At 63.5% G+C, this 26,724-nt stretch carries 27 protein-coding genes; 9 read left to right on the forward strand and 18 right to left on the reverse strand.

The window, feature by feature from the left end:
- Window positions 1–3 precede the first annotated feature (3 nt).
- Entirely contained in the window at window positions 4–480 is a 477-nt protein-coding gene (locus ACY65G_RS01825; protein ID WP_464995659.1) for a GNAT family N-acetyltransferase, read from the forward strand.
- 384 nt (window positions 481–864) lie between these two features.
- Here the strand turns inward: ACY65G_RS01825 and ACY65G_RS01830 are convergent, their stop codons facing one another.
- The gene (locus ACY65G_RS01830; RefSeq protein WP_464995893.1) at window positions 865–1,770 is read right to left on the reverse strand and encodes a DMT family transporter; all 906 of its coding nucleotides are present in this window, start codon (window positions 1,768–1,770) and stop codon (window positions 865–867) included.
- A gap of 141 nt (window positions 1,771–1,911) precedes the next feature.
- Here ACY65G_RS01830 and ACY65G_RS01835 point away from each other — a divergent pair, with 141 nt between their 5' ends.
- From ACY65G_RS01835 to panC, 3 genes are read left to right on the forward strand one after another with little or no spacing between them, the layout of a single operon-like run.
- The gene (locus ACY65G_RS01835; protein ID WP_464995660.1) at window positions 1,912–2,124 is read left to right on the forward strand and encodes a DUF3460 family protein; all 213 of its coding nucleotides are present in this window, start codon (window positions 1,912–1,914) and stop codon (window positions 2,122–2,124) included.
- Between the two features lie 18 nt (window positions 2,125–2,142).
- The gene (locus ACY65G_RS01840) at window positions 2,143–3,033 is read left to right on the forward strand and encodes a segregation and condensation protein A (RefSeq protein WP_464995661.1); all 891 of its coding nucleotides are present in this window, start codon (window positions 2,143–2,145) and stop codon (window positions 3,031–3,033) included.
- A gap of 58 nt (window positions 3,034–3,091) precedes the next feature.
- The gene (gene panC / locus ACY65G_RS01845) at window positions 3,092–3,931 is read left to right on the forward strand and encodes a pantoate--beta-alanine ligase (protein ID WP_464995662.1); all 840 of its coding nucleotides are present in this window, start codon (window positions 3,092–3,094) and stop codon (window positions 3,929–3,931) included.
- Window positions 3,932–4,070: 139 nt separating this feature from the next.
- Here panC and ACY65G_RS01850 read toward each other — a convergent pair whose 3' ends face one another.
- The 16 genes from ACY65G_RS01850 to flhD form a co-directional block, all read right to left on the reverse strand.
- The gene (locus ACY65G_RS01850; RefSeq protein WP_464995663.1) at window positions 4,071–5,279 is read right to left on the reverse strand and encodes an EAL and HDOD domain-containing protein; all 1,209 of its coding nucleotides are present in this window, start codon (window positions 5,277–5,279) and stop codon (window positions 4,071–4,073) included.
- Between the two features lie 164 nt (window positions 5,280–5,443).
- Window positions 5,444–6,091: a protein phosphatase CheZ gene (cheZ, locus tag ACY65G_RS01855; protein ID WP_464995664.1), complete on the reverse strand. Its 648-nt coding sequence runs from the start codon at window positions 6,089–6,091 to the stop codon at window positions 5,444–5,446.
- A 3-nt stretch (window positions 6,092–6,094) separates the two neighbouring features.
- Complete coding sequence (cheY, locus tag ACY65G_RS01860) at window positions 6,095–6,484, reverse strand: chemotaxis response regulator CheY (protein ID WP_130188415.1); 390 nt, start codon at window positions 6,482–6,484, stop codon at window positions 6,095–6,097.
- Between the two features lie 280 nt (window positions 6,485–6,764).
- Window positions 6,765–7,835, reverse strand: a complete 1,071-nt coding sequence (locus tag ACY65G_RS01865; RefSeq protein ID WP_464995665.1) for a protein-glutamate methylesterase/protein-glutamine glutaminase — start codon at window positions 7,833–7,835, stop codon at window positions 6,765–6,767.
- Window positions 7,836–7,863: 28 nt separating this feature from the next.
- A complete protein-coding gene (gene cheD / locus ACY65G_RS01870) occupies window positions 7,864–8,463 on the reverse strand; it encodes a chemoreceptor glutamine deamidase CheD (protein WP_464995894.1) in 600 nt (199 codons plus the stop codon).
- Window positions 8,464–8,488: 25 nt separating this feature from the next.
- A complete protein-coding gene (locus tag ACY65G_RS01875; protein WP_464995666.1) occupies window positions 8,489–9,349 on the reverse strand; it encodes a CheR family methyltransferase in 861 nt (286 codons plus the stop codon).
- A 13-nt stretch (window positions 9,350–9,362) separates the two neighbouring features.
- Complete coding sequence (locus ACY65G_RS01880) at window positions 9,363–11,075, reverse strand: methyl-accepting chemotaxis protein (RefSeq protein WP_464995667.1); 1,713 nt, start codon at window positions 11,073–11,075, stop codon at window positions 9,363–9,365.
- 109 nt (window positions 11,076–11,184) lie between these two features.
- The gene (locus ACY65G_RS01885) at window positions 11,185–11,667 is read right to left on the reverse strand and encodes a chemotaxis protein CheW (protein WP_464995668.1); all 483 of its coding nucleotides are present in this window, start codon (window positions 11,665–11,667) and stop codon (window positions 11,185–11,187) included.
- A 67-nt stretch (window positions 11,668–11,734) separates the two neighbouring features.
- A complete protein-coding gene (gene cheA, locus ACY65G_RS01890) occupies window positions 11,735–13,963 on the reverse strand; it encodes a chemotaxis protein CheA (RefSeq protein ID WP_464995669.1) in 2,229 nt (742 codons plus the stop codon).
- Window positions 13,964–14,008: 45 nt separating this feature from the next.
- Window positions 14,009–14,374, reverse strand: coding sequence for a response regulator (locus ACY65G_RS01895; RefSeq protein ID WP_130188408.1), 366 nt, complete (start codon window positions 14,372–14,374; stop codon window positions 14,009–14,011).
- Between the two features lie 79 nt (window positions 14,375–14,453).
- Window positions 14,454–15,002 (reverse strand): chemotaxis protein, encoded by a 549-nt coding sequence (locus tag ACY65G_RS01900; RefSeq protein WP_464995670.1) that lies wholly within the window; start codon window positions 15,000–15,002, stop codon window positions 14,454–14,456.
- A gap of 44 nt (window positions 15,003–15,046) precedes the next feature.
- On the reverse strand, window positions 15,047–15,994 hold the full coding sequence (gene motB, locus ACY65G_RS01905; protein WP_464995671.1) for a flagellar motor protein MotB: 948 nt from the start codon (window positions 15,992–15,994) through the stop codon (window positions 15,047–15,049).
- 21 nt (window positions 15,995–16,015) lie between these two features.
- A complete protein-coding gene (gene motA, locus ACY65G_RS01910; RefSeq protein ID WP_130188405.1) occupies window positions 16,016–16,876 on the reverse strand; it encodes a flagellar motor stator protein MotA in 861 nt (286 codons plus the stop codon).
- 90 nt (window positions 16,877–16,966) lie between these two features.
- Window positions 16,967–17,731 (reverse strand): SAM-dependent methyltransferase, encoded by a 765-nt coding sequence (locus ACY65G_RS01915; RefSeq protein ID WP_464995672.1) that lies wholly within the window; start codon window positions 17,729–17,731, stop codon window positions 16,967–16,969.
- A gap of 40 nt (window positions 17,732–17,771) precedes the next feature.
- Complete coding sequence (flhC, locus tag ACY65G_RS01920) at window positions 17,772–18,323, reverse strand: flagellar transcriptional regulator FlhC (RefSeq protein ID WP_464995673.1); 552 nt, start codon at window positions 18,321–18,323, stop codon at window positions 17,772–17,774.
- Between the two features lie 39 nt (window positions 18,324–18,362).
- Window positions 18,363–18,680, reverse strand: coding sequence for a flagellar transcriptional regulator FlhD (flhD, locus tag ACY65G_RS01925; protein WP_131144806.1), 318 nt, complete (start codon window positions 18,678–18,680; stop codon window positions 18,363–18,365).
- A 610-nt stretch (window positions 18,681–19,290) separates the two neighbouring features.
- Between flhD and kynU the strand changes: the two genes are divergently transcribed.
- From kynU to ACY65G_RS01950, 5 genes are all read left to right on the forward strand, one after another.
- Complete coding sequence (kynU, locus tag ACY65G_RS01930) at window positions 19,291–20,532, forward strand: kynureninase (protein ID WP_464995674.1); 1,242 nt, start codon at window positions 19,291–19,293, stop codon at window positions 20,530–20,532.
- A 10-nt stretch (window positions 20,533–20,542) separates the two neighbouring features.
- Window positions 20,543–21,379 (forward strand): tryptophan 2,3-dioxygenase, encoded by an 837-nt coding sequence (kynA, locus tag ACY65G_RS01935; RefSeq protein ID WP_464995675.1) that lies wholly within the window; start codon window positions 20,543–20,545, stop codon window positions 21,377–21,379.
- Window positions 21,380–21,401: 22 nt separating this feature from the next.
- Window positions 21,402–22,073 (forward strand): ribonuclease T2 family protein, encoded by a 672-nt coding sequence (locus ACY65G_RS01940; protein ID WP_464995676.1) that lies wholly within the window; start codon window positions 21,402–21,404, stop codon window positions 22,071–22,073.
- 61 nt (window positions 22,074–22,134) lie between these two features.
- The gene (locus ACY65G_RS01945) at window positions 22,135–24,357 is read left to right on the forward strand and encodes an ATP-binding protein (RefSeq protein WP_464995677.1); all 2,223 of its coding nucleotides are present in this window, start codon (window positions 22,135–22,137) and stop codon (window positions 24,355–24,357) included.
- Between the two features lie 5 nt (window positions 24,358–24,362).
- Window positions 24,363–24,821, forward strand: a complete 459-nt coding sequence (locus ACY65G_RS01950; RefSeq protein WP_464995678.1) for a response regulator — start codon at window positions 24,363–24,365, stop codon at window positions 24,819–24,821.
- 130 nt (window positions 24,822–24,951) lie between these two features.
- Here ACY65G_RS01950 and ACY65G_RS01955 read toward each other — a convergent pair whose 3' ends face one another.
- A complete protein-coding gene (locus ACY65G_RS01955; RefSeq protein ID WP_464995679.1) occupies window positions 24,952–26,550 on the reverse strand; it encodes a response regulator in 1,599 nt (532 codons plus the stop codon).
- Window positions 26,551–26,724: the final 174 nt, after the last annotated feature.

The following is a 26,724-nucleotide window of genomic DNA, read 5'->3' on the forward strand; positions in this document are numbered from 1 at the left end:
CCGATGAAATTTGTCGTCCGGACTGCTGCCGATGACGATGCACCGATAATTGCCGGCCTCACGCGCAATGCGTGGGCCGGTAAAGTCAGTGTTACATCGAGTGGCCACCGTGAAACCGCCGTCCTCGTCGCAGAACACCTGCGCCAGGGCGGCGGTTTTATTTTGTTGAATGCAAACGACCCCATCGGCTCGGTACGCTGGCTGCCGCACGACACCGAAGCGGATTGCTGGGAAATACTCCGGATGGGCATATTGCCGGCCTACCGCGGCAATAACCTGTCCCAGCATCTGCTGGAAGCCGTGATTCACCATGGCATTGAGAGCGGCATCGGCGAACTGCGCCTCGCCGTGCGCAGCGACCAGTCGAAACTCGTGGATTTTTATTCGGCTTTCGAATTCGAGCTCGCGGAAGAGCTTGAATACTCGCACGCCAATCCACTCGAACCCGCCCCGCTCGTCATGCGCCGCACACTGCGCTGAATGTTGTGCTTCCGTCACAGCTCGGGGGTAACGGACGGCGTTAGCAAGCCAAAGTTCAGCATAATCAGACAATATATTGGCATGAGCCAAGCGCAGGAGCCGTGTTTTGGCGCACTCCTGACAACATTTCCTCAAAACAGGGGTCTGACCCCTGTTTTGCGGAAATAGTTTTGGAGCATAAAAAAGCCGGCATCAAGGCCGGCTGTCGCGGGATTGCTCTGCGATGGGTTTCGGCGGTTTTGGCGGGGCGGACTGGTCGCAAGCGGTGAGAAGAAATTGCGCCGCCACGATGGCGGCAAGCATTTTAACCATGATGCCTCCACGGGAAATGAACCAGTGCCACGATATCAGGTTCATAACCCGGCCGGCGCACCGCACCGATAATCAGGCCGAGCGGCGCGATGACACGACAATACCGCCGACGATCAGCACGAAAGCAATGCCGTGGTAAATATTCGGCGCCTCGCCGAGAAATGCCGAGGACATCAGCGCGGCATACAGTGGCGTCAGGTTGCTGAAGAATGCCGCAATAGCCGGGCCGGCTTGTTGCACGCCGGCGCCCCAGCAGCGAAAGGCGATAATCGCGGGGCCGATCGCAACATAGGCCAGCGCCGCGACCAGCGTGATATTCCAATGGATTGCCGGCGCGAGGAATGCCCATTCTCCGGCGGCAAACAAACCGGACCATGCCACGCCAAACCCGACCTGGGCAACCAGGAACGATGCCCAGTTGGCGCGCAGCGGTGCCGGCTCGGTTGTCCGGATCAGCAGCCAGCTATACAGGGACCAGGCAATCGTGGCGAGGATCATGAATAAATCCCCGGCAACGAGCCGTAACTCCAATAAATGATGCCATTCGCCGCGCGCCAATACCACCAATACGCCGCCGATCGAAAGCACGGCGCCGATGATCTGCCGACGGGAAACGGCCGCGCCGAAGAACAGCCATCCGGTGGCCATCATCCATACAGGCATGCCGGCCGCCACCAGTGTGACGTTGATCGGCGTGCTGCTCTGCAGCGCAAGATACTGCAGCGCGTTGTACATGCCCACGCCAAGCAGCCCCAATATGGCGTAGCGGCGCCAGTGCCGCCATAAACCGCTGTCGCGTCCGAATACCGGGCCGGCCAGGGGCAGCAGGATCAGCAGCGCGATCAGCCAGCGCAGGAAATTCAGCGTCATGGGCGGCACGAGGTCGTGCACGAGGCGGCCAACGATGGCATTGCCCGCCCACAGCAGCGGCGCAAGGGTCAGCAGGAAGGCCGTATGGAGTGTCAGGCGCGAATTCATTGCAGGAAAGAATAACCGATCCGGCAAGCCGTTGCAGATGCGCCAGAAAATGGGGGGCAGAATCACCCCAAATTCCGGAAATTCCCTTGAGCATGCCGCAGCGCGGTAGAATACCCGCTGGTTTTCACTACCTTTCACGATATGAAACTCCTGTTCAAACAACACCGCGGTTACGAGTCCGATCACACCCAGTTCATCAAGACGCTCAAGGAGAAGAATCCGGCCATCGAGGCGGACCAGCAGCAGGGCCGCTCCCTGCTGTGGGACAAGGAACCAACGTCGCTGGACGAGCAATCCCGCCAGCGCGCTTCCCGCATCGCACAGCAGGCTTACGTTTACCAGAACAAGCTCTGATCCTTCGGGACGGCACGCATGCTGCCACAGGATGCGGGGAGCGACGCAGTAGACGGCGTGGCCGCCGCGGCGCCGGATGTCCCGATCGGGGCGCAACCGGTTGGAAGCAGCGCCGCGGCACCTGCCGACGGTGCCGCGTTCGCGCGCCTGTACGGCGAGCCCCTGCTGAAGCTGCCGAACGACCTGTACATTCCGCCAGACGCGCTGGAGATTTTCCTCGAAGCGTTCGAAGGCCCGCTGGACCTGCTGCTTTACCTGATCCGCCGCCAGAACTTCAACATCCTGGACATTCCGATGGCCCAGGTCACGCTGCAGTATCTGAAGTACGTGGAGCAGATCCGGCTCTCGAACCTGGAACTGGCCGCCGAGTATCTGCTGATGGCGGCCATGCTCATCGAGATCAAGTCGCGCATGCTGCTGCCGCAGCGTCCGCACGACATCGAGGCCGAAGCCGAGGATCCCCGCGCCGAACTGGTACGCCGGCTGCTCGAGTACGAGCAGATCAAGCTGGCCGCCTACGACCTGAATGCGCTGCCACAGGTGGACCGGGATTTCGTCCGCACGCAGGTCTTCATCGAGCAAAGCCTCGTGCCCGTGTGGCCCGATGTCAGCGCGAGCGACCTGCAGGCGGCCTGGCGCGGCCTGCTCAAGCGGGCGACGCTGAAGCAGCATCACCGGATCACGCGCGAGGAGCTGTCGGTGCGCGAGCACATGACGAATATCCTGCGCCGGCTGCAATCCCAGCGCTTCGTCGAATTTGCCGACCTGTTCGACGTGGGCGGCGGCGTGCCGGTCATTGTCGTCAATTTCGTCGCAATGCTGGAACTGGCGAAAGAAACCCTGATCGAAATTACCCAGGCCGAGCCGTTTGCGCCCATCTACGTGCGTCTCGCGTATTCTCCGGCATGAGATCGGCGGATGCGCCGATGGCGTGGCCCGAATTTTCGTTTGAACCCAGAACAATATTATGAAAATCATTTCCTCGATCGAAGAACTGCGCGACCAGCTTTCGGGCCAGTTGCGCACCGCGTTCGTGCCCACGATGGGCAACCTGCACGAAGGTCACCTGTCACTGATGCGCCTGGCGCGCAAGCATGGCGACCCCGTCGTGGCATCGATCTTCGTCAATCGCCTGCAATTCGGTCCGAACGAGGACTTCGACAAGTATCCCCGCACCTTCCAGGCGGACGTGGAAAAGCTGGAAAAGGAAGGTGTGTACGTGCTGTTCGCCCCGACCGAAAAAGACCTGTACCCGGAACCCCAGGAATACCGCGTACAGCCGCCGGACGACCTGGGCAACATCCTGGAGGGCGAATTCCGCCCGGGCTTCTTCAATGGCGTATGCACGGTCGTGACGAAGCTGTTCTCGTGCGTGCAGCCGAAGGTGGCCGTGTTCGGCAAGAAGGATTACCAGCAGTTGATGATCGTCCGCAACATGGCGCGCCAGTTCGCGTTGCCCACGCAGATCATCGGCGCGGAAACCTTCCGCGCGGAAGACAGGCTGGCATTGTCATCGCGGAACATGTACCTGTCCGCCGCCGAGCGCGCCGAAGCGCCGGCACTGTACAACGCCCTCAATGCCGTCGCCGCCGAAGTGCGTGCCGGCCACCTGGATGTGTTCCAGCTCGAGCACAAGGCCATGGACGAGCTGGCCGCGCGCGGCTGGAAGCCCGACTACATCAGCATCCGCAAGCGCATCGACCTGCAGCCGCCCAATGCCGGCGACCTGGCGCAGGGCGAACCGCTGGTGGTGCTTGCCGCCGCGAAGCTGGGCACAACGCGGCTGATCGACAACCTGGAAATCTGAACCGGCGCAGGGCGTTTCGGCAGGTTTCAAAAGCCGGTAAAAAACCGGTGACAGGCACCATTTTTCAGGGAATGTTGCGAAAAAACCGGTGTCTGTCACCGGTTTTCGTATCGCCGGCTTTCGAGGGGTGCTCGGCTCGTCAGCCGGTCACATTCTGCGCCCACGCCAGCGCTGACAGGTGCGCCTTGTTGACCTCCTCCGGCGTCAGTTGCAGCGAAGCCGCCAGCGATGCCACGAGGTGCGAATTCAGTTCGCACGCTTCGGCCAGCGCCAGGTAGGGCCCGAAACGGCCGCTGCGCTCCAGCAGCGCCGCCACGATTTCCGCCGACAGGGGGATCGTGTCCAGCACTTCTTTCATTGGAATACCCAGCAGCCGGTCGAGCAGCGAGAACATGCCGGCGACAAAGACGTTTTCCGCATCGGCCCGGCCCAGCGCGGCCAGGCCGAGCAGTTCGGCCAGCCTTCCGCGTACCACGGCCGTTTCCAGCAGTACCGGCGAGTAACCGCTCGTGCTCGCCGTCGCCAGCAGCAGCGTGAGCCAGCGGTACAGCGGCTGGTAGCCCAGCAGCGTGATGGCCTGCTTCAGCGACTGGATCTCGCGACCGGCGCCGAAGCCGGCGGAATTGATATAGCGGAGCAGCTTGTAGGACAGCGCGGCATCGCGCTTGAGCACGCTCTCGATCTTCTGCACTTCGGCATTGGCCTGCACCATCTGCATCAACTGCAGGATCGTGGTCTGCGCCGGGTTCAATCCCTTTGCTTCCGGCCCCGGCCGCGGTGTCAGGTGCAGCTTGCCGACGAACGCATCGATGCCCAGCGCGGCGCACGCGTCGAAATCCTCCCATGTCGCCACGGGCCGGCCCACCATCCGTACCTGAGATTGCTTCAGCGCCGCATAGGCGCGTGCCTGCGACGCCACGTCGCCGCCGGTGAAGCGGACTTCGACGTACGACGCGATCATCGGCAGCCGGTTGCCGGCACGCGCCAGGTCGCAATTGCGCAACAGGATGCCCACGTCGCCGGCGCGCAGTGCGCGCACGGCGGCCAGCGTGTCGGGATTGGCCAGTTCGGCCGTGCGGATCGACAGCACCGTGTGCTGCGGCGGCAGGTCATGCAGCGCATCCGTCGACAGCATGCCCGGCACGGCCTGCAGGAACAGCGTCTTGTCGCGCAGCAGCCAGCCGCGTTCGGCATCGTTGACATGGACCGCCACGAAGCCGACCAGGTCTTCCAGCTCGGCCAGCGCGGGCGTGGCGGCAGGATCGTGCTGCCAGGAGAGCTCGTAGCCCACGACGCGCTGCTGCGGGTCCAGCAACGGCTCGCGAACGAGGAAATGCGTTTGGTGCATGGGGAGAAAGGCCGACGAAGATTGGCTGAAAGATCCGTGCTGGAAAACAAGTCGTGAAGCAGCAGGTCGTGAAGCAGCAGGTGGTGAAGCAGCGGGCTGTCGGAGCAGCGGGCTGCTGAATCAGCGGCCTGCTGAAGAAACGGCGGGCAGCGGGGCCTGCCGGATCAGAAGCCCAGGCTGTCGAGCAGGTCGTCGACCTGGCTCTGGTCGGCCACCACGCCGTCTTTCGTCTTGTCGATTTGCGGCCCGTTCAGCAGGCCGCTGTCGAGTTCCTTCTTCAGTTCCTCGGGCGCGAAGTCGATCAGCGTCTGCACGAGCTGCTGTTCGAGGTTTTGCGCAATGCCCGTGACACGCTTGATCACCTGGCCCGTGAGATCCTGGAAGTCCTGCGCCATCATGATGTCCATCAGGTGGCCCTTCGTGGCGCCCGTGGCATCGGTGGTGGCGGCCAGCGTGGCGATCGTGCGCTGTGCCAGCGCGCGCCAGTCGGCCCCGCCGTCACCCTGGCCGTCGAGCAGCGCCTGCCATGCACCGGACAATTCCTTTGCATCGCTGCAGATGCGGTCTTGCAAAGGACCGGCTTCGTCGGTGGCATTGAGCACCTTCTGGGCCGCGGTTTCGGAAAGGCGCGCCACGTAGTCGAGGCGGTCGCGGGCATCCGGGATATCCTCGGCCGCCTTCTCGATCAACTTGTCCAGCCCGAGTCCGCGCAGGTTCTCGTGCAGCGCACGGGTCATGTGACCGATGCGTGCCAGGAACTCTTCATGCGGGTCCGCGCCGTCCGCGACGGCGTTGGCGGCTTGCTCGACCATCGATCAGACTCCGATTTTTTCGAAAATCTTGTTCAGCTTCTCATCCAGCGTGGCCGCCGTGAAAGGCTTGACGACGTAGCCGTTGGCACCGGCCTGGGCTGCCGCGATGATGTTTTCCTTCTTCGCCTCGGCGGTCACCATCAGCACCGGCAATTTCGCCAGCGCGGGATCGGCACGGATGTTTTGCAGCATCGTCAGGCCATCCATGTTCGGCATGTTCCAGTCGGACACGACGAAGTCGAACTGTTCCGAGCGCAGCTTGGCCAGCGCCATCACGCCATCCTCGGCTTCGTCCACATTGGCATAACCCAGTTCCTTCAACAGATTCCGGACGATGCGGCGCATCGTCGAGAAGTCGTCTACTACCAGAAATTTCATCTTTGGATCAGCCATGAATTGCTCCGTTGTTTCTCTACGCGGTTATAAATAGTGAGTGTCGTTTGGATCGCGCCACCAGCATCTTAAAGGATAGCATTTAAGTTGCCCCAAGGGAATGAAGCAACCCGAAATGCACCTTAAAAGCCACATCCCGAATTCAATCCGTGTCTTTGACGCCAATCGCACCAACAATTGCACAAACATTGCACAAACATCGCACAAACAATTGCACAAACAATCGCACGTCAGTCGCACGCCACCAGTATCCACCGACAGGGCCGATGAGCCCTGTTCTTTACACGCGCAAGGCCCGCATGCCGTGTTGCGCCAGGTGTCCCAGCACCATGCCCGGCAGCGCCTGCAAGGCGCCCACCTCGTGGGCGGCGCCCACGGCGATCGCCTCGCGCGGCATGCCGAATACCACGCAACTGGCCTCATCCTGGGCAAAATTATACGCCCCGGCCGTTTTCATCTCCAGCATCCCCGCCGCGCCATCCTTGCCCATGCCGGTCAGGATCACGCCCACCGCATTCTTGCCCGCATGTAGCGCCGCCGAGCGGAACAGCACGTCCACCGACGGGCGGTGGCGGTTGACGGGCTCGCCCTGGTCGAGCTTCGTCATGTAGTTCGCGCCGGACCGCGCCAGCATCAGGTGCGAGTGGCCGGGCGCGATGTAGGCATGGCCCGGCAGCACGCGCTCGTTGCCTTGCGCCTCCTGCACGGAAATCCTGCACAGCGAATCCAGGCGCTTCGCGAACGATCGCGTGAAACCTTCCGGCATGTGCTGCGTGATCAGGATTCCCGGGCAGTCCGACGGCATCTGCAGCAGGAATTCCCGGATCGCTTCCGTTCCACCGGTCGACGCACCGATGATGATCAGTTTTTCGGACGACATCAGCGGATTGCGTAATTGTGGCAGGGGTGCCTGCCCTTCGGCGCCCGCTTGGGGCAGCGTGCGGGCACGGATGCGCGCCCTGGCCGCGGCGCGGATCTTGTCGGCGATCAGGTCGGCATAGTCGCGCATGCCGGTCTGGATCGACATCTTCGGTTTCTGGACGAAATCCACGGCGCCCAGTTCGAGCGCGCGCATCGTGATCTCGGAACCGCGCTCGGTCAGCGACGACACCATGACCACCGGCATCGGCCGCAGCCGCATCAGCTTTTCCAGGAAGTCGAGGCCATCCATCTTCGGCATCTCCACGTCCAGCGTCAGCACGTGCGGATTGGTTTGCTTGATCAGCTCGCGCGCCACCAATGGATCGGGGGCCGTGCCGACCACCTCCATGTCCGGCTGGCTGTTGATAATTTCGGTCATGACGCTCCGGATCAGTGCGGAATCGTCGACGACCAACACCTTGGTCTTCATTCAAACCTCGTTAAAAGTACGCTTCAGGTCAGAACAGCTCGATTTCGCCGGCCACCGGCTGCACCTTCAGGCGGCTGGCGTATTCAATCTCGCGTTTCGCCAGCGTGTCGTTATGCGACTGCATCAGCTTCTTCACCAGCACCTTGCCGGTACGGGGGAAGAAATACACCTTGCGCGGATACACGTCGTTCAGATCCTCGGCCACCACGCGGATCCGTTCGTTGCGCAGGAAAGTCTGCACGAATGCCGCATTGCGTTCGCCGACATTCATCGCCGTGAAACCCTTCAGCACCGCGCCGCCGCCGAAGACCTTCGCTTCCAGGTTGTCGCGCCGCGCGCCCGATTTCAGCAGGCTGTTGATCAGGATTTCCATCGCATATGTGCCGTAGCGGGCCGAGGCCGACACGGGGCTGTTCTGGTCGGCGCCGCCATCCGGCAGCATGAAGTGGTTCATGCCGCCCAGGCCCGTCACGCGGTCGCGGATGCAGGCCGACACGCACGAGCCCAGCACGGTCACGATCAGCATGTCCTTCTGCGTGAAGTAGTACTCGCCCGGCAGGATCTTCGCCGCCTGGCAGTCGAACGTGCGGTCGTAGTAGACGTTGGTGGCGATATGTTCGTTGTCCATCATGAGGCTTTCTTGGTGCGGGCGTTCAGGCCCGCTGCTGCACGGCTGCCCGCGCGGAGGTATCCAGCTCGTACACCGTCTTGCCGCGCAGTTTCAGCGATTCCGACACATACAGGAAGTTCTCGGAGTGTCCGGCGAACAGCAATGCATCGGGCTTCATCAGCGGCACGAAGCGCGACAGGATCTTGCGCTGCGTGGCCTTGTCGAAGTAGATCATCACGTTGCGGCAGAAGATCACGTCGAACGGACCGCGGATGTCCCACCGCTCTTCCAGCAGGTTCAACGGACGATACGTGATCAGCTGGCGCAGTTCCGGGCGCGCGCGCACCATGCCGGCCTTGTCGCCCTTCCCTTTCAGGAAGAAGCGGCGCTGCTGCTCCGCCGTCAGCTTCTCGATCCGTTCGAGCGGATAGATGCCGTTGGCGGCCGTTGCCAGCACATTGGTATCGATGTCGGTGGCGATGATGTGCACCGGCGGGGTCAGCGTGTTCAGTGCCTCGCACACGGTGATCGCGATCGAATACGGTTCCTCGCCGGTGGAACTGGCGGAACACCAGATGTTGAGCGGTTCACCCTTGTGCTTCTTCACGTGCTCGGCCAGCAGCGGGAAATGGTGCGCCTCGCGGAAGAACGACGTCAGGTTCGTCGTCAGCGCATTGGTGAACGATTCCCACTCGTCGGGCATGCGTCCCGCCTCCAGGTCGTCCAGGTACTTGGCGAACGACACGATGCCGGTCGCCCGCAGGCGCCGGGCCAGGCGCGAATAGACCATCTCCTGCTTGCTGTCGGCCAGCGAAATGCCGGCCCGCTTGTAGATCAGCCCACGCACGCGCTCGAAGTCGCGGCCATTGAAGTCAAATTCCTTGACGGTATCTCTGGACATCATCGCTCCCGGGGAATCAGAACTCTTCCCAGTCGTCGCCGGCCGGCGCCGGGGCTGCCTTCTTCGCCGGCGCCTTGGCCACCGTTACCGCACGTACGGCGGGCTTGGCGAGCGGCTTCGCGGCGGGCCTGGAAGGAGGCTGGAAGGCGGGCTTCGCGACTGGCGCCGGCAGGGCCACGGCATCGTTGCCCAGCTTGAAGATCGCCACTGCCTCGGCCAGGCGCTGCGCCTGGTCCTGCATGCTTTCGGCGGCCGCCGCGGCCTGTTCCACGAGCGCGGCGTTCTGCTGCGTCATGTCGTCCATCTGCGCGATCGAGATGTTCACTTCCTCGATGCCGCTGCTCTGTTCCTGCGTGGCCGCGGTGATCTCGCCCATGATATCGGTGACCTGGCGGATCGACGTGACGATCAGTTCCATCGTCTGGCCCGCTTCGTCGACCAGCTTGCCGCCGGCGTCGACCTTCGTCACGGAATCGTCGATCAGCGCCTTGATTTCCTTGGCCGCGCTGGCCGAACGCTGCGCCAGGTTGCGCACTTCGGAAGCGACCACGGCGAAGCCGCGGCCCTGCTCGCCGGCACGGGCCGCCTCGACGGCCGCGTTCAGCGCCAGGATATTGGTCTGGAAGGCAATGCCGTCGATGACGCCGATGATGTCGACGATCTTCGAGGAACTGGCCTTGATCGAGCCCATCGTGTCGACCACCTGCGAGACGACCTGGCCACCCTTCTCCGCTACCGAGGATGCCGACACGGCCAGCTGGTTCGCCTGGCGCGCGTTGTCCGCGTTCTGCTTCACCGTGGACGTCAGCGTGCCCATCGCGCTGGCCGTCTCGCCCAGCGAGCTGGCCTGCGTTTCGGTGCGGGACGACAGGTCGGCGTTGCCCGAGGCGATTTCCTGCGACGCCAGGGCGATGGTCTCGGTGCCGCTGCGCACCTGGCCCACCGTTTTCACGAGGCTGTCGTTCATGTCCTTCAGCGCCTGCAGCAGTTCGCTGGTTTCATCCTTGCCCTCGACGACGACACGCGACGTCAGTTCGCCCGCGGCGACACGCTTCGCCACTTCCACGGCGCCGGCCAGCGGCACCGTGATCGAACGCGTGGTGAAGATCGCGCAGACGATACCGGCGGCCACGCCCAGCGCGCCCAGCAGCAGGGTCAGCATCAGCACGCGGCTGTCCGCTTCCACCGAGCTTTGCTGGAAGGCCTTCTGCGCCGCATGCTGCATGTCCAGCAGGCGATTCAGGTCCGCCAGCGAGCGCGTGTTCAGCGGGTCGATGCGGCCCGAGATGATCTTGGTCGCGCCCTCGGCATTGAAGGCCATCACCTGCGCCATCGCTTCCCTGAACGCGGCATCCACGTCCTTGTCCAGCGCCGCCAGCTCGGCCAGCGCCTGCTTTTCGGCAGTGTCCAGGCCCAGCTTTTCCAGCCTGCCGAGCGCTTCGGCGTAGCGCGCCTGCTGCGCCTTCACCTTGGCTTCTTCCTTCTGCATCAGCTCGACGTCCGACTGCAGGCCGATGTTGCGCATGGCGATGCCCGATTCCAGCATCGCGCTCTTCATCGCCGTGGCCGCGCGGGTCTTGGCGCTGGTCAGTTCCAGCCCCTCGTTGAGCTGCGACTTGTTGCGGTGATTCAGTCCGTTGGCGGTCAGCACCAGCGCCACCAGGATCAGCAGGATAATGCCGAACCCGATGCCGAGGCGCGTACCGATCTTGTAGTTACGTACACTCATTTTCAATCCCGTTCTCTCGATGTGGCGCCACGCCCTCTGCCGGGACGCTGGCCGCCTGTAATGTTCTACAGCGACGTTACCGTTGCTGATTTGCTGCCGCTCACCGCCGTCATGCGGCGATGTTGTCCATCAGGCCCATTTCCGGGCTCGACATCAGCTTGTCGATATCCATGAGGATCAGCATCCGCTCGGCCACCGTACCCAGGCCGATCATGTACTCGGAAGAGAACACGGTGCCCATTTCCGGAGACGGTTTGATCTGGCCCGCCTCCAGCGTGATCACGTCGGATACGCTGTCGACCACCATGCCCACCACGCGGCCGTTGATGTTCAGGATGATCACCACGGTGAACTGGTCGTACACCGGTTCGCCCAGACGAAACTTGATGCGCATGTCCACCACGGGAATGATGATGCCGCGCAGGTTGATCACGCCCTTGATGAATTCCGGCGCGTTGGCGATGCGGGTCACCGCCTCGTAGCCGCGGATCTCCTGCACTTTCAGGATATCGATGCCGTATTCTTCCTTGCCCAGCGTGAAGGCCAGGAATTCGTGACCCGCGATCTCGGCCTGCTGGTTTGCGTCTGCCATGTTGTGTCCTTTGCTTTCCAAAATATTCAATCCATGTCCCGGGCGGTGCTACCCAACCCGGCCCGGCTCAGCCCAGCGTGTTCAGCGTCGACTCGTCCACCAGCTGGCGCGACGAGCGGATCAGCGCGGCAACGTCCAGGATCAGGGCCACGCCGCCGTCGCCGAGGATCGTTGCGCCCGAAATGCCGGCCACCTTGCGGTAATTCGATTCCAGGTTCTTCACCACCACCTGCTGCTGGCCGACCAGTTCGTCGACGAACAGGCAGGCCTTCCTGCCTTCCGTTTCCAGGATCACCAGGATGCCTTCCCATGGTTCGGCAAAGCGCGGGGCGATGCCGAACATCTGGAACAGCGGAATCAGCGGCAGGTATTCGCCGCGCACCTTGACGACCCGGCCCTTGCCGGAAATCTCGCGCACATCCGTTTCCACCGGCTGCAGCGATTCGACCACGAAGCCCAGCGGCAGGATGTAGACTTCCTCGCCCACCCGGATCGACATGCCGTCCAGGATCGCCAGCGTCAGCGGCAGCGAGATCGAGATCGTGGTGCCGAAGCCCTTGGCCGAGCGGATGTCCACGGTGCCGCCCATCGCCGTGATGTTGCGCTTGACGACATCCATGCCCACGCCGCGGCCGGAAACGTCGGTGACCTGCTCGGCCGTCGAAAAGCCCGGCGCGAAGATAAGCTGCCACACGTCGGTGTCAGGCATCGCATCCGACACCGGCAGGCCGTTCTGCCTTGCCTTGGCCAGGATGCGTTCGCGATTGAGCCCGCCGCCATCGTCCGACACCTCGATGATGATGTTGCCGCCCTGGTGCGAGGCGGACAGGAACAGCCGGCCCGCATCGGCCTTGCCGGCGGCACGCCGCACCTCGGGCATCTCGATGCCATGGTCGATGCTGTTGCGCACCAGGTGCGTCAGCGGATCGACGATGCGCTCGATCAGGCCCTTGTCCAGTTCCGTCGCGGCGCCGTTCGTGATGAAGTCGACCTTCTTGCCCAGCTTCGTGGCAAGGTCGCGCACCATGCGCGGGAAGCGCGAGAACACGAAGTCCATCGGCATCATGCGGATCGACATCACCGCTTCCTGCAGATCGCGTGTGTTGCGGGTAAGCTGGCCGACCGAAGCCAGCAGCTTCTCGTGCACCATCGGATCGAGCGCGTCGACGCGCTGCTCGATCATCGCCTGCGTGATCACCAGTTCGCCCACCAGGTTGATCAGCTGGTCCACCTTCTCGATCGATACGCGGATGGACGACGATTCGGCGCCCTGGCCATGGGCCACGGCGGCGGCCGCCTTTTCCACTTCCTTTTTCAGCGCCTTCTTTTCCTCGACCACTTGCTCGGCCGGCGACGCTTCCCTGATGCCGGCGGCGGCGCGGATCTGCTCGACCGGCTGGAAGAAGCCGTAGCCGCGCGCATTGTCGCCGGCACCCTCGGCGTTGGCGCGGATCTCTTCCAGCGGCTGGAAGAAACCATAGCCTTCGCCGGACGCCGCTGCCATGCCTGCCGCCGATTCGGCGGGCGTGAGCGGCTCGAAGAAACCGTAGCCGAGATCGTCCTCGACCCCCTTGCGCGCAGCCTGTTCCAGCGCCGCCTGCTCGTCGGTCAGCGGCGGCAGCTCGGTAATGGCCATGTCCTCCGTGTTCAGCACGAAGGAGCAGATCGCCACGATGTCGTCCAGGCTTTCATGCGTGGTGACGACCATCGCGTTGCGGTCGTTGTCGATCGGCGTCACGACCACATGGGCCAGCAGGCCCAGCTCGGCCGCCAGCGCCGTCACTTCGCGGTGCGCCATCTTCGGCAGCTCGAGCCGCCAGCGGCGCCCGCCGCTGTGGTCCACCACCGCGTTTTCCACGGCGGCGCCCTGGAATGCCGGTGCCACATGGGCGATCGCTTCCACCTTCACGTCCTGCGCGAGGTGTTGCAGCATCATGCGCACATCGCCCACGGCGTCCTGGTCGACCGCGGCGCCGAGCCGGTGTCCGTCGAGCTGCATCTTGAGCGCATCCTTGGCCGCCAGGAACGCGTCCACGTGATCGAGCGTCAGCGCCATCTCGCCCTTGCGGATGCGGTCCAGCAGCGTCTCGAGCACGTGCGTGACCTCGGTCATGTCGGTCAGGCCGAACGTGCCGGCGCCGCCCTTCACCGAGTGGGCGGTGCGGAAGATCGCATTCAGGTCTTCCTCGGTCGGCGCGTCCACGTCGACCGCCAGCAGCAGGCGCTCCATTTCAGCCAGCAGCTCCTCGGCTTCGTCGAAGAAGACCTGGAAGAACTGGCTAATATCGATCGTCATGACGCGACTCCGCAGATGCTGTGTGCCAGGCTTGCAGCGCGCATGTCAGCCGATGACCTTCTTGACCACCTCGATCAGGCGCTGCGGGTCGAACGGCTTGACCAGCCAGCCGTTGGCACCTGCCGCGCGGCCCTTGGCCTTCATCTCGTCCGACGATTCGGTGGTCAGCATCAGGATCGGCGTCTTGGCATAGGCCGGCAGCTCGCGCAGGCTCTTGATCAGTTGCAGGCCATCCATCTTCGGCATGTTCTGGTCGGTCAGCACCAGGTCCACGGCGCCCTGCTTCGCCTTGTCCAGGCCATCCTGGCCGTCGACCGCTTCCACCACCTGGTAGCCGGCGGCCTTCAGGCTGAATGCCACCATCTGGCGCAGGGAGCTGGAATCGTCAACCGCAAGAATCGTTTTAGCCATGTTTTCTCTCACTTATCTACTTATTACTAAATATCGGGCACTTGACGGCCCGCTGTGTTCAATCCGTACCGGGAGCAGCTCAGAACAGTTCGATGTCGCCGCTCTCGAGGTGCTTCTGGCTGACTGCCTTGCGCAGCACGTTGCGCAACTCCAGGCTCTGGATCGCCAGCGCCATGCTGACCTTGCCCAGCAGCTCCACCATTTCGTCGTTGTCGCTGTCCGGACTCATCTCCGCGCCATGCGCACCGAGCGTGGCCAGGAATTCGCGCAAGCCCGTCACCCGTTTCAGCGTGCGGTCGATCAGCTGGCTCGTCATGTCCTGGAACTGCATGCTCGTGATCGCCGCGTTGACGTGCGCGCCGACCTGGTCGTTCATCGCCTCGAGCTTTTCCTTGTCCTCGACCGTCGGCGTACCACCGTCGAGCAGCAGCCGGATCGTGCCCTGCTGGTCGTTGACGGCGGCATGGATGGCCATGAAGTTGCGCGACAGCTTCTCGATCGCCTCCTCCAGCAGCAGGTTGGTCTGCAGCAGGTCCGTTTCCACCTCCGTCAGGTGCCGCTTGCCGTGGTCCGATACGCCGGACAGCAGCCGCTTCACGTGGGAACCGAGGATTTTTTTTCTGTTCATGTGATCTCGCGTTGACTCTATGCGCGGGTTGCCCGCATACCTTGCTAGCGCCGTGCCAGCGGCGGCGTCGATTCGGGCGCCGCCGACGCTGCCTCCGGCGCGGCTCCGGTGCCGATTTCCAGCTTGCCGGCGTCGCGCATCAGGCCCTCTTCCGTTTTCTTGTTCATCACGATGATGCTGATGCGCCGGTTGATCGGATTGAACGGATCCTTGCGGTCCAGGTTCACGGCCGATCCCAGACCCACCACGCGCATCACCTTATTGTCCTGCATCCCGCCTTGGACGAGCGCGCGCCGCGACGCGTTGGCCCGATCGGCCGACAGTTCCCAGTTGCTGTAGCCGTTCTCCGAAAAGTACGGCGTGGCATCCGTGTGGCCGGACAGGCCGATCTTGTTCGGCACATCGTTGAGGATCGGCCCGATCTCCGTGAGGATTTCGCGCGTGTACCCCGCCAGTTCCGCCTTGGCCGACGGGAACATCGGGCGGTTCTGCTCATCCACGATCTGGATCCGCAGGCCCTCGCTCGTGAAGTCGAGCAGCAGCTGGTCCTTGAATTTTTTCAGCGCGGCGGAATTCTCGATCTTCTGCTGCAGCTTTTCCTTCAGGCCCTGCAGCCGCTGTGTTTCTTCCCGCTCCATCGCCTGCTTGGCGGCCGTCAGGTTGAATGTCTTCTTCCTGGTGGCCGGGTCGTCGCCGCCCTTCACCTGCCCATCCTTGCGGGTCAGGTCCTTGCCGCCGCCGGGAATCACGGACGAGCTGTCGCCGCTGCCCGAGCCACCCTGCATCGCCACCTTCAGCGGCGTCTTGAAGTATTCGGAGATGCCGTTCAGGTCGCCCTTGGTGGTCGAACCCAGCAGCCACATCAACAGGAAAAAAGCCATCATCGCCGTCACGAAGTCGGCATAAGCGATCTTCCAGGCGCCGCCGTGGTGACCGCCGCCGCCTTTCTTGATGCGCTTGACGATAATGGGCCGCAGGCCTTCATCCGCCATGGTGCCTACCTCCGCTCGCCATTACTTCGACTTGGATTTCTTGATGTGATCTTCCAGCTCGGCGAACGTGGGGCGTTCGGTCGAGTACAGGACCTTGCGGCCGAATTCGACCGCCAGCGCCGGCGCATAGCCATTCAGGCTGGCCAGCAGCGTGACCTTCACGCACTGGAACATCTTGGACGACTCTTCCAGTTTCTGCTCCAGCAGGCTGGCCAGCGGACCGACGAAACCGTATGCCAGCAGAATACCGAGGAACGTGCCGACCAGCGCCTTCGCGATCAGCAGGCCCAGCTCGGCAGGCGGCATGCCCACCGATTCCATCGTGTGCACCACGCCCATCACCGCGGCCACGATACCGAAGGCCGGCAGGCCATCGCCCAGCTTGGCGATCACATGCGCCGGCACGGCGCCCTCGTGGTGGTGGGTTTCCAGTTCGTTGTCCATCAGGTTTTCGATCTGGAACGCATCCATGTTGCCCGAAACCATCAGGCGCAGGTAATCGGTCATGAATTCCACGATATGGTGATCCTCCAGTACCGACGGGTACTTGGAGAACAGCGGGCTCTGTTCCGGCGTCTCGATGTCGCCTTCGATCGACATCAGGCCTTCCTTGCGCACCTTCGACAGGATGTCGAACAGCAGCGACATCAGGTCCATGTACAGTTCCTTGGTATACCGCGACCCTTTGAGCAGCGTGGGCAACGCGGCCATCGTGGCTTTCAGGGACTTGTTGTTGTTACCGACGAAAAGGGCGCCCACGGCGGCGCCGCCGATCATTACCAACTCCAGCGGCTGGAACAGAATGGCAAGGTGTCCACCAGACATGGCATAGCCGCCGAACACGCTGGCGCAGACCACGATATAACCAATAATTAATAGCAAGCCTGCAATCTCCTATCAGGAAGCACAGCAAAATAATTCCATAGGGAACTACAATAACGTGAGACAGGCGGCCTCGCAAGAGAAAGCCAATCAAAACGCCCAAACAAATAGTAATGGCGCTCCCTCTGTGGTATGGATGGTCTTGTCCGGTTTGAAACCAGGGATAGTGAATTCATAACTCACTAACAGACTGCCAACTTTCATTTCGCGCCGTGCCTTGTCGAATAAGCCCGACATTACCGCTGGGGATAAATAAGCGAATACCACGTCATAATCGCCGAAATGAATCTTTTCATAATCGCCGCGAATGAATCGTGCGCGGCTGCCGATGAATCGGGCGCGCCATGTCGAATACAGCCAGGGCACGGGCGCCAGCTCGATGCCGACGCATTCGACGTCGGCCCTGGACCGCGCCAGGTGCAGCGTCAAGCCTCCCAGGCCGCTGCCGACGTCGATCACCCGCACGCCGGGCCGGGCCGGCAACAAGGCCTCGACGGCACGCCAGACGGCCGGGTTGGAGGGAAAATACGGCACCTGGGTGCGAAACGTGGACCAGTACCAGCCCAGCAACACGACGAAGACGACGAGGAACAGCACCGGCGGCAGTTGCAGTCCCAGCGCCGCCAGCAGCGCGACGGGGAACAGCAGCTGGATGACGCACCACCAGGGTGCCAGGCCGATTTTCCATGTAATCAGCATGGCCGTGGCGCCCTGCAGCGCGGCGGCCTCCAGCAGGGTCGGGCCGCGGCCGAACGTATCGAACGCGACGGCCAGCGCGGCGGTGGGCACCAGTGCCACGAGCTGGGCAAGCAGCGCGCGCACGGCCGGCAAACGAAAAAGCCGGGCTGGCGTCATGCGCCACCCCGGCTTTTCGTAACGGAACGTCGGAGGAAGGTCACGCGGCGACGGACTCTTCTTTGGCTTTGCGTGTCTTGCCGGCCCGCGATGGCATATGGCACAGGCCGCAGTGGTAGTCGCCATTCAGGTCCATGCCGTTGACGACGAACCTGCCCTGGCATTTCCTGCAAGCCTTGAGTTCGAGCATGCGGCTGCCGAAGAAGCGCACGAGGGTCCATGCCCGCGTCAGCGACAGCAGCGGCTCCTCGCCCGGCGCCGGCGGCATCTGCTCCAGGTACAGCTGGTAAGCCTTCATCACTGCGTGGATACCGGTGGCGCCTGCGTGCTGCACGAGAAAGTCGTGGATGTTGATGAACAGCGAAGCATGGATGTTCGGTTGCCAGGTCAGGAACCAGTCGGTGGAAAACGGCAGCATGCCTTTCGGCGGCGACACGCCCTTCAGCTCCTTGTACAGCTTCAGCAGGCGCTCGCGCGACAGCGACACTTCCGATTCCAGCAGTTGCAGCCGCGCGCCCAGGTTGATCAGCTCGATGGCGAGCCCGATTTCCTGTGCTTCCGTGACGACGCTTTTTTTACCGGCATTGCTCATGTTCCCGCTCCTGTCCGTCTCGTATCCGTAGTGTAGCGCTCAGGCGATTTCTTCGACGCCCTGTCCAGCCATCAGAATCGCCGCGTGCGACTGGGCCAGCGAACGGTCCTTGTTGTAGTTGGTCAGCATGCCCAGGATGGCGCTGTCGTCGAAGCGGAAGCGAGCCAGCATCATGTTGCCGCCCGCCAGTTTCAGGATCTGGGCATTGCTCATGCCTTCGATCAGGTCGGCGATATCGGCCGAGATACCCAGGCGGAAGATCGCGGTGACCTTGTCCGCGCGAATCATCTGCTGGGCCAGCATCAGGTAGGAGAGGTTCGCGTCGCGGATCTCGGCCATCATGTCGTTCGCAGTCATTGTGTGCTCCTCAAAGCGTTTCCGTTGAGACACATTCTGCTGTAGGGCCCCGAGCACGAGAAGAGGCTGCCGTCTGTATTTGAGGTAGGGAAATAGCGAACGCGCCCTGTCGGCGTTTGTCTGACAAACGCAGGGCGATCATAGCGGCGCGCGAGTATTCGCGCGGCTTTGCGGGTTGTTGCGGCGGGTGAAAAACGCGTTGCATCCCGCTCGAATAAAGATGCCGGGCTGACGCTTTTTAGCGACATCTGAACCGGTAACGGCAGCTCTTTTGGAAACTTTAGGGTGATCAGCAAAAAATTTTAGAATTTTTTTCTGTCATCCAATGCAACGAACAGAGGCGCTTTTCCGGACATCTGCTTGGGGTAACGGTGCGGCGGCGGAGAACTTTAGGGTTCAAATGAAAAAAGTTCGAAAAATTTCCACGCCATTTTTGCTGATATTTTATCAACTGATATTTATTCAATTGTCGATTGATAAAATACTTTTTATAAGTGTCGATCGATCAACGCCGTCGGTTTATAGCGCTCATCAGGAGATGCCTGTATGACATACCCGGCGTGATACACTCCCGCCTTCGTCCGACGGACGACCATCTTCGAGAGCAACCATGAATTTCTCCCGCACCGATTGCATGGCCCGCGACGACGCCGACCCGCTGGCGCCGCTGCGCGACAGCTTCGACCTGCCTGCCGGCGTCATCTATCTGGACGGCAATTCGCTGGGCGCGCGCCCGAAGGCGGCACTGGCCCGCGCCGCCGATGTCATTGCCCGGGAATGGGGCAACGACCTGATCACCAGCTGGAATACCGCCGGCTGGTTCGACATGCCGAAACGGCTGGGCGGCAAGCTGGCGCCGCTGATCGGCGCATTGCCGGGCGAAGTGGCCGTCACGGATACCACGTCGGTCAACCTGTTCAAGGCTTTGGCCGGCGCGGTGGCCATGCAGGCCGACCCGGACCGCACGACGATCGTGACTGAACGCAGCAACTTCCCCACCGATATCTACATGGCCGAAGGACTGGCCGGTTGGCTGCGGCGCGGCCACACGGTGCGGCTGGTGGACAGCCCGGAGGACATCCCGGCCGCGCTGGGCGTTGACACCGCCGTGCTGCTGCTCACGCATGTGAATTACCGCACGGGCCACATGCACGACATGGCGGCGCTGACGGCCCTTGCCCATGAACACGGCGCACTGACGGTGTGGGACCTGGCCCACTCCGCCGGCGCGGTACCGGTCGACCTGCACGGCGCGAACGCCGACTTCGCCGTCGGCTGCACTTATAAATACCTGAACGGCGGCCCGGGCGCGCCGGCCTTCATCTGGGTGCCGGAGCGGCACCAGGCGGCGTTCACGCAACCGCTGTCCGGCTGGTGGGGCCATGCCGCGCCGTTCGCGATGGCGCCTTCGTTCGCGCCGTGCGCCGGCATCGGCCGCGCGCTGTGCGGCACGCAGCCCGTGGTGTCGCTGGCACTCGTCGAGTGCGGCCTCGACGTGTTCGCGCGAACGGACATGGCGGCGCTGCGCGCCAAGTCGCTGGCGCTGACGGACCTGTTCATCGCGCTGGTCGAGGAACGCTGCGCCGGCCACCCGCTCGGCCTGGTCACGCCGCGCGAGCATGCGCGGCGCGGCAGCCACGTCAGCTTCACGCATCCGCACGGCTATGGCGTGATGCAGGCGCTCATCGCGCGCGGCGTGATCGGCGACTACCGCGAGCCGCAGATCATGCGCTTCGGCTTCACGCCCCTGTACACCAGCTTTGCCGAGGTATGGGATGCGGTGGACATCCTCAAGCACATCCTCGACGACAATGCCTACGACGTGAACGCCGCGCGCGGCACGGTAACCTGAAGGACCCGCGATGAGCGACGAAAAGAACGCGCAGTGGCACGGTGCGCAAATGGATTTTTCGAAGTCGATGAGCTACGGCGATTACCTCGGCCTGGAACAGATCCTGACCGCGCAGCACCCGCTGTCGCCGAACCACAATGAACTGCTGTTCATCGTGCAGCACCAGACCAGCGAACTGTGGATGAAGCTGATGCTGCACGAGATGCACGCCGTACGCGAGCACCTGCGCCGCGACGACCTGTCGCCCGCTTTCAAGATGCTGGCCCGCGTGGCGCGCATCATGGACCAGCTGGTGCATGCATGGGACGTGCTGGCAACGATGACGCCACCCGAGTACACGGCGATCCGCCCCTACCTGGGCGCGTCGTCCGGCTTCCAGTCGTACCAATACCGCGAAATCGAGTTCATTCTCGGCAACAAGAACGCGCAGCTGCTGGCCGTGCACGAAGCCACGCCGGCCACCCACGAGATCCTGCACCGCGCGCTGCACGAGCCTTCCGTCTACGACGAGGCGATCCGGCTGCTGGCCCGCAACGGCCTGCCCGTCTCGATCGCCCGCCTGGCCGCCGACCCCACGCTGCCCACCGTGGCCGACGATTCCGTGAAGGCGGCGTGGCTGGATGTGTACCGCGACCCGTCGAAGCATTGGGCGCTGTATGAACTGGCCGAAAAGCTGGTGGACCTGGAAACGGCATTCCGCTTCTGGCGCTTCCGGCACGTGACGACCGTCGAACGCATCATCGGCTTCAAGACGGGCACCGGCGGCACCGCGGGCGTGAGCTACCTGCGCAAGATGCTCGACGTGGTGCTGTTCCCCGAGCTGTTCGCGCTGCGCACCGAACTGTAGACGATCCAGGATTGCCGCATTCATGCTGACAAAGACCATCACCCGCACCACCCTGCTGCTGGCCGCCCTGCTGTGCGGCGGCGCGCACGCCGCGAAACACAAGAGCGTGGGCGAGCCGGGCGAATTCGACTACTACGCGCTGGCCCTGTCGTGGTCGCCGTCCTACTGCGCCACCAATGGCGGGCGCGACACGAACCAGTGCGGCAGTGGCCGCCGGCTCGGCTTCGTGCTGCACGGCCTGTGGCCGCAATATGAAAAAGGCTATCCGCAAAGCTGCTCGCGCGCGCCGCTGCCGGAGTACCTGCGCCGCAAGTACGAGGCCATCTACCCGTCGCCCAAGCTGATCGGGCACGAGTGGAAGAAGCACGGCACCTGCTCCGGGCTGTCGGCGGAACAGTACCTGGCGCTGTCGGCGAAGCTGAAGGATGGCGTGGTCGTGCCCGCGGCCTACCGCGCGCCGGAACAGCCCGTGCGCGTGACGGCGGCGCAGTTCCAGCAGGCGTTCCGCGCCGCCAATCCGCGGCTGGCCGAGAATGCGATCGTGCCGTTCTGCGGCGGCGCCGGGCGGTTCCTGCGCGAGATCCGCGTCTGCTACCGCAAGGATGGCGTGTCGCGCAGCTGCGGTGATGCCGAGATCAAGGGTTCGCAAAAGAGTTGCGGCCAGCCATCGTTCCTGTTGCAGAGCGTGCGTTGAACCGCCTCCGTACCGTGTTGATAGTGCGCAGTCCGGCCCGTTTGCCGGTAAAATTCTGTCCATGACACAAGCAAGTCCTCCGATAGACCTTGGCAGTTGCGACCAGGAAGCGATCCGCATGCCGGGCAGCATCCAGCCGCACGGCTGCCTGGTGGCGCTGTCGCCGGAAGGTTTCATCGTGCAAGTGAGCGATAACATCGAGCGTCACCTGGGCGTGGCCCCGGCGGCCGCGCTGGGGCGCACGCTGGCGGACGTTCTCGGCGCCGCAGCGGCCGACGTGCTGGCGCCGGAACTGCCCGGCGCGGGCGAGCGGCCATCGTTCGCGGCCACCGTGCGGCTGGCGGGCAACGCCTTCGACGTGCTGGTGCACCGTTACGATGCGCTGCTGATGCTGGAATTCGAAGCCGTGCGCCGCACCGGCGCGGCCGACTTCCGCCACCTGTATCCGCTGGTCGGCAACTTCCTGCAGCAGCTGGACGATACCGACGCGGTGGCGTCGATGGGCGCCAGGGCGGCGGACGAGATTCGCGCCGTGACCGGTTTCAACCGGGTGCTCGTCTACAAGTTCGATACGGAAGGCCATGGCCATGTGTTCGCCGAGAGTAACGACGGCGTGCTGCCCGCATGCCTTGGCCAGCGTTTTCCCGCGTCCGACATTCCCCGCCAGGCCAGGGAGCTGTACGCATCGAACCGCATCCGGCTGATCCATGACGCGAACTATGCCCCTGCCCGGCTGGTACCGGCCGACAACCCGCTGACCGGCACGCCGAACGACCTGTCGTTCGCGGCACTGCGCAGCGTGTCGCCGGTGCACCTGCAATACATGCGCAACATGGGCACGCTCGCGTCGATGTCCGTGTCGCTGATGGTCAAGGGCGAGCTGTGGGGGCTGATCTCCTGCCACAATGCGGCGCCCTGCCACGTGGCCTTCGACAAGCGCACCGCCTGCGAGCAGCTGGGGCAGATCCTGGCGCTGCGCGTGGAGAGCCGGGAAGTGCGCGACGAACTGCAGTTCCGGCTGGAAGTGCGGCGCACCATGGTATCCGTGCTGGCCGGGCTCACGCAGGGCGCCAACTTTATCGAGAACATGGGCAACGTGTTCCCGCAGCTGCTGCATTTCGCGCGCGCCGGCGGCGCCGCGATCATCGTCGACGACCGCATCGTCAGCTATGGCGACACGCCCGATGAGACGCAACTGCGCGACCTGATCGGCTGGCTGCAGGTCAACACGCACGAAGACCTGTACCACACCGACCGGCTGGCCGCCGAATTCCCGCCCGCCGCGGCTTACCGGCAAAGCGCCAGCGGCTTGCTGGCGATGCCGATCTCGCGCATCCACAGGCATTACCTGCTGTGGTTCCGCCCGGAGTTCGTGTACACGATCGACTGGGCCGGCAACCCCCACGCCAAGGAAGCGGTACCCGGCGCGCCGACGCAGCTCAGCCCGCGCACCAGCTTTGCGTCGTGGCGCGAAACGGTGCATGGCACTGCCGCGCCGTGGCACCCGGGCGAAATCGAGATGGCGCTGGAATTTCGCACCGCGCTGCTGGGCATCGCGCTGGAGCGCGCCGAGCAGATGGCCGAACTGGCCGAGGAGCTGGGCCGCGCCAACAAGGAACTCGAGGCGTTTTCCTATTCCGTGTCGCACGACCTGCGCGCGCCGCTGCGGCACATCGTCGGCTTTTCCGACCTGTTGCTGGAAACGGCCGGCACCGGCTCGCCGGAAAAGCAGCAGCGCTTCCTCGTCAACATCAAGGAATCGGCGCGGCTGGCCGGCAAGCTCGTCGACGACCTGCTGAGCTTTTCCCAGATGGGCCGCGCTTCCCTGCGCCCCGTGGCGGTCGACATGAACGAACTGGTGAAATCGTGCATCGACAAGCTGTCCCTCGATATTGGCAGCCGCCGCGTCGAGTGGCACGTGGCCGACCTGCCGCCGGTCGTCGCCGATCCCACGTTCCTCCAGCTGGCGCTCCACAACCTGTTGTCCAATGCAGTGAAGTTCACGGGCAAGAAAGATCCCGCCGTGATCCGCATCGACGGCCGGCGCGATGCCGCCGTAACGGTCTTCTCGGTGGCCGACAACGGCGTCGGCTTCAACATGGACTACGTGCACAAGCTGTTCGGCGTCTTCCAGCGCCTGCACCGGATGGAAGACTTCCAGGGTACCGGCATCGGCCTGGCAAACGTGCGCCGCATTGTGGAACGCCATGGCGGCGCGGTCACCGCTACCGCGGTGCCGGGCCAGGGCGCAACCTTTACTTTTTCCATTCCCAACACGTTATAGATCGTATGCTAAAGCCCATCCTGCTCGTCGAAGACAATCCGCATGACCTCGAACTGGCCCTGATCGCGCTGGAGAAGAGCCAGCTTGCCAACGAGGTGATCGTCGTTCGCGACGGTGCCGAAGCCCTGGACTACCTGTTCTGCCGGGGAGAATATGCGCAGCGGCAGAAAGGCAACCCCGCCGTGGTGCTGCTCGACCTGAAACTGCCGAAGGTGGACGGGCTCGAGGTGCTCAATGAAATCCGCAGCACGCCCGACTTGCGTCCGCTGCCGGTGGTGATGCTGACCTCGTCGCGCGAGGAGCAGGACCTGATCCGCAGCTACGAGCTGAACGTGAATGCCTATGTCGTCAAGCCGGTCGAATTCAAGGAGTTCGTGCGCGCGATCTCCGACCTCGGCATCTTCTGGGCAGTGCTGAACGAACCGCCACCGGGCTCGCAGCGCTACATGCGGCCGATCGGCTGACGGCGAAGCTGGGAGTGAGGCCGGAGCTTCGTGGAGCACTGCTCCACGCCTGCTGAACGATGCAGCCCTGCCTAGCGGAGACGGCACGCAGGCTGTCTCTCCTTCCCGCCACCGGTTTCCGATTCTGCGCTCAGGCGGCCTTGCGCCGCCGCAGCAAATGCCGGATTCGTGCGCTCAGCACGTCCGGGTTGTAGGGCTTGGGCAGCAGGCTGATGCTCGGGTCCATCCTGCCCTCATGCGTCAGCACGCCTTCCGCATAGCCGGACGTAAACAGGATCTGCGCGTCGGGGCAATGCCGGCGCACCATTTCCGCCAGCTCCAGGCTGCTCATCCTGCCGGGCATGATCACGTCGGTGAACAGCAGGTCGACGCGCGCGCCATTCTCGACGATACGGGCGGCATGGTCCGCGTCCGGCGCCTGCAGCACGTGGTAGCCCAGCGCCAGCAGCAATTGCACGGTGGCGTCGCGCACGTCGTCCTCGTCTTCCACCACCAGCACGGTCTCGATGCCGCCGAACAGCGGCGTTGCCGCGCCATCGTCCTCGGCCGGCATCGCCTCGGTGGCGCTGCGGCGCAGGAAGATGCGCACGCTGGTGCCGTCGCCGGGCGCGCTCTTGAGCACGATCTCGCCACCGGACTGCTTGACGAAGCCATAGGCCATCGACAGCCCCAGGCCGGTGCCCTGGCCTGTCGGCTTGGTGGTGAAGAATGGCTCGAAGGCGCGCTGCAGCACCTCGGGCGGCATGCCGTTGCCGGTGTCGGCCACTTCGATCATCACGCATTCATCCTGGCCCACCTCGGCAAGCTCGGGCGAGCCGGCTGGAATGTTACGGGCACGCAGCGTCAGCGTGCCGCCTTGCGGCATCGCGTCGCGTGCGTTGATCGCCAGGTTCAGGATCACGTTGTGCAACTGGCTCGGGTCGACGGCCGTGCTCCACACGCCGGGTGCGATATCGGTCGCGATACGCGCCTGCGGGCCGAGCACGCGGCGCAGCATCTCTTCCATGTCGCCCAGCACCACGGAGGGATCGATGACGATCGCCTGCAACGGCTGCCGCCGCGCGAACGCCAGCAGGTGCGAAGCAAGCCGCCCGCCCCGCTCCACGCCGGCCAGTGCCGCATCGATGCGGCCGCGCGCGTTGTCGTTCACGCCGCCCATCAGCTTCACCAGTTGCAGGTTGCCGCCGATGATCTGCAGGACATTGTTGAAGTCGTGCGCCACGCCGCCCGTCAACTGGCCGATCGCTTCCATCTTTTGCGCCTGGTGCAGCGCCGCCTGGCTGGCGCGCAATTCCTCCTGGCTGCGTGCCAGCGATGCGAAGGCCACATCGCGCTGGCGGCGCGCCACGCAGGCGGCGCTGTGGTAGCGCAGCCGTGCCACCAGTTCGCGCGCGTCCGGCCATTTCACGAGGTAATCGCTGGCGCCCGCGGCAAAGGCCTGCACCTTGATCTGCGCATCGTGTTCGGATGACAGCATGACCACGGGAATGTGCTCGGTTCGGGAATCGGCGCGCAGGTTGCGCACAACGGCGAAGCCGTCGGTACCGGGCATGCGCAGGTCGACCAGCACGACGGTGGCATCGATCTCCAGCGCCAGGTCCACTGCGCGGTCGGCGCAATGCTCATAGCAGAGTGCGACATCGGCATGCGTTTCAAGGCAGTGCAGCAGGTAGTCCTGTGCCAGGGGCTCGTCGTCGATCAGCAGGACGGAACAGGAACTCGGTTGCATAACGCTGGGGGCGGCCCGGATAAAGTGTAAACAAATAGCAAGATTGCATTCTACTACATCCATTGTCGACGGTTGCATGCGGCTTCAACGGTGTGCGCCGTCGTGCCGCCCGGAGCGGGCCCGTGCTGTCGAGAGATTTGACAGCTCATCCGCAATCTCGCGTGCGCCCCTGGA

It is taken from the genome of Pseudoduganella sp. jia 12 (assembly GCF_055502675.1).

Excerpts from the sequence above, each read along its gene's own strand:
- ACY65G_RS01945 (WP_464995677.1), top strand. The coding sequence starts at position 22,135 with ATGACACAAGCAAGTCCTCCGATAGACCTTGGCAGTTGCGACCAGGAA.
- motB (WP_464995671.1), bottom strand. The coding sequence starts at position 15,994 with ATGGCGGATGAAGGCCTGCGGCCCATTATCGTCAAGCGCATCAAGAAA.
- ACY65G_RS01875 (WP_464995666.1), bottom strand. The coding sequence starts at position 9,349 with ATGATGTCCAGAGATACCGTCAAGGAATTTGACTTCAATGGCCGCGAC.
- flhC (WP_464995673.1), bottom strand. The coding sequence starts at position 18,323 with ATGAGCAATGCCGGTAAAAAAAGCGTCGTCACGGAAGCACAGGAAATC.
- kynA (WP_464995675.1), top strand. The coding sequence starts at position 20,543 with ATGAGCGACGAAAAGAACGCGCAGTGGCACGGTGCGCAAATGGATTTT.
- cheA (WP_464995669.1), bottom strand. The coding sequence starts at position 13,963 with ATGACGATCGATATTAGCCAGTTCTTCCAGGTCTTCTTCGACGAAGCC.
- ACY65G_RS01955 (WP_464995679.1), bottom strand. The coding sequence starts at position 26,550 with ATGCAACCGAGTTCCTGTTCCGTCCTGCTGATCGACGACGAGCCCCTG.
- ACY65G_RS01880 (WP_464995667.1), bottom strand. The coding sequence starts at position 11,075 with ATGAGTGTACGTAACTACAAGATCGGTACGCGCCTCGGCATCGGGTTC.
- ACY65G_RS01830 (WP_464995893.1), bottom strand. The coding sequence starts at position 1,770 with ATGAATTCGCGCCTGACACTCCATACGGCCTTCCTGCTGACCCTTGCG.
- ACY65G_RS01850 (WP_464995663.1), bottom strand. The coding sequence starts at position 5,279 with ATGCACCAAACGCATTTCCTCGTTCGCGAGCCGTTGCTGGACCCGCAG.
- cheZ (WP_464995664.1), bottom strand. The coding sequence starts at position 6,091 with ATGGTCGAGCAAGCCGCCAACGCCGTCGCGGACGGCGCGGACCCGCAT.
- ACY65G_RS01915 (WP_464995672.1), bottom strand. The coding sequence starts at position 17,731 with ATGACGCCAGCCCGGCTTTTTCGTTTGCCGGCCGTGCGCGCGCTGCTT.
- cheY (WP_130188415.1), bottom strand. The coding sequence starts at position 6,484 with ATGGCTGATCCAAAGATGAAATTTCTGGTAGTAGACGACTTCTCGACG.
- ACY65G_RS01835 (WP_464995660.1), top strand. The coding sequence starts at position 1,912 with ATGAAACTCCTGTTCAAACAACACCGCGGTTACGAGTCCGATCACACC.
- ACY65G_RS01840 (WP_464995661.1), top strand. The coding sequence starts at position 2,143 with ATGCTGCCACAGGATGCGGGGAGCGACGCAGTAGACGGCGTGGCCGCC.
- cheD (WP_464995894.1), bottom strand. The coding sequence starts at position 8,463 with ATGGACAACGAACATATCGCCACCAACGTCTACTACGACCGCACGTTC.
- flhD (WP_131144806.1), bottom strand. The coding sequence starts at position 18,680 with ATGACTGCGAACGACATGATGGCCGAGATCCGCGACGCGAACCTCTCC.
- ACY65G_RS01895 (WP_130188408.1), bottom strand. The coding sequence starts at position 14,374 with ATGGCTAAAACGATTCTTGCGGTTGACGATTCCAGCTCCCTGCGCCAG.
- panC (WP_464995662.1), top strand. The coding sequence starts at position 3,092 with ATGAAAATCATTTCCTCGATCGAAGAACTGCGCGACCAGCTTTCGGGC.
- ACY65G_RS01825 (WP_464995659.1), top strand. The coding sequence starts at position 4 with ATGAAATTTGTCGTCCGGACTGCTGCCGATGACGATGCACCGATAATT.
- kynU (WP_464995674.1), top strand. The coding sequence starts at position 19,291 with ATGAATTTCTCCCGCACCGATTGCATGGCCCGCGACGACGCCGACCCG.
- ACY65G_RS01900 (WP_464995670.1), bottom strand. The coding sequence starts at position 15,002 with ATGAACAGAAAAAAAATCCTCGGTTCCCACGTGAAGCGGCTGCTGTCC.
- ACY65G_RS01950 (WP_464995678.1), top strand. The coding sequence starts at position 24,363 with ATGCTAAAGCCCATCCTGCTCGTCGAAGACAATCCGCATGACCTCGAA.
- ACY65G_RS01865 (WP_464995665.1), bottom strand. The coding sequence starts at position 7,835 with ATGAAGACCAAGGTGTTGGTCGTCGACGATTCCGCACTGATCCGGAGC.
- ACY65G_RS01940 (WP_464995676.1), top strand. The coding sequence starts at position 21,402 with ATGCTGACAAAGACCATCACCCGCACCACCCTGCTGCTGGCCGCCCTG.
- ACY65G_RS01885 (WP_464995668.1), bottom strand. The coding sequence starts at position 11,667 with ATGGCAGACGCAAACCAGCAGGCCGAGATCGCGGGTCACGAATTCCTG.